Here is a 930-nt window from a genome sequence, read left to right on the forward strand (position 1 = left end):
CTCCATTTGAAGCGATTACCGATATAAATATCAGTTCAGTAAAAGATATTGATTGTGCAACAGGAGAAGATATCTCAGTAAAAACAGTAACAAATATTGATAATGTTACTTATGCTATAACAAGTGCTCCGGCAGGATATTCAGGACCAACAAGTGAGACAGTAACACCAGCAACAGATGCAGCGTTAACGTTTACCAATTTACCAACAGGAACGTACACGATAACGGCAACACATCCAACAACAGGTTGTGTGTTTGAGAAAACGTATACAGTAGGATCAGCACCAAGTTATACGGTGATTGCGAACAATGCGCAAGCAACATGTTTTGGAGTAGCAGGCGGAAGTATTGATGTATTTTTTGATGCGAGTACTCCTTTTAACGGAGCTACGGATGTTTATGACTATGTAGTTTTTGAACAAGGCGGAACAGCAACAACAATTACCGGAACAGGAATTAATGGCGGAACCACAGAGACTATTACAGGATTACCAGAAGGTACCTATTATGTAGCAGTAACTATGACAAACACACCATTCTGTACCATAAATACAAATGAGTTTACAATAAATGAGCCAACGGCAATATTATCGGTAACAGGAGTTGTAACTAAAGAAGTAAGTTGTGAAAATGATTCAGATGCAACAATTACCGCAACCGGAGCAGATGGTTTTGGCGGATACACGTATCAGTTAGAAGTAACAGGAACACCAAACGTACCTTATAGAGCAGGTGATGCTTTTGCAACAAATACAACTAACAATGTATTTACAGGGTTACCAGCAGGAAGTTATACGATACGAGTACGTGATGTAAATGATTGTGAAGGAGCGTCAACAGCAGTTGTAGTTTCAAATCCAGATCCAGTAAGTTTTACAGCAGTTGATACAGATAATGCTTGTGATACTAGTGTAGGAGGAAGTATTTTAG

General features: G+C 38.9%; 1 protein-coding gene. It reads left to right on the forward strand.

Annotated features, from left to right (window positions below; all coding sequences use genetic code 11):
* Positions 1-930: hypothetical protein (locus BA195_RS14450; RefSeq protein ID WP_420882849.1), on the forward strand; the 930-nt coding region annotated here is incomplete at both ends.

The organism is Tenacibaculum soleae (genome assembly GCF_001693415.1).
In the GTDB taxonomy this organism is placed as follows: domain Bacteria; phylum Bacteroidota; class Bacteroidia; order Flavobacteriales; family Flavobacteriaceae; genus Polaribacter; species Polaribacter soleae.